Below are 245 nucleotides of genomic sequence, written 5' to 3'. Positions count from 1 at the left end.
GCGATTAAGCTCGGTTTTTGTTTAAGAAGCTATTTTTATTTAGCTAGCAAGCGGCAATTAAGCCAGTAACTCTTGCGCAGTATTCACTACGTTGTCAACGGTGAAACCAAACATTTCAAACAGTTGCTCAGCGGGTGCTGACTCACCGAACGTTGTCATACCGATGATACGACCATCAAAACCGACGTACTTGTACCAGAAGTCAGCAATACCAGCTTCAATCGCGATACGCGCGGTCACGTCTG

At 45.7% G+C, this 245-nt stretch carries 1 protein-coding gene; it reads right to left on the bottom strand.

What is annotated here, in order from left to right:
• Positions 1-57 precede the first annotated feature (57 nt).
• Positions 58-245 (bottom strand): transketolase-like TK C-terminal-containing protein (locus RH86_RS18200; protein WP_009387334.1); only part of this gene is annotated, 188 nt, incomplete at its 5' end.

The sequence above is a fragment of the Vibrio sp. N418 genome (assembly GCF_000222565.1).
GTDB lineage: Bacteria > Pseudomonadota > Gammaproteobacteria > Enterobacterales > Vibrionaceae > Vibrio > Vibrio scophthalmi.
Note: the sequence above shows the minus strand (reverse complement) of the source record. Positions and strands in the feature narration are given on the sequence as shown.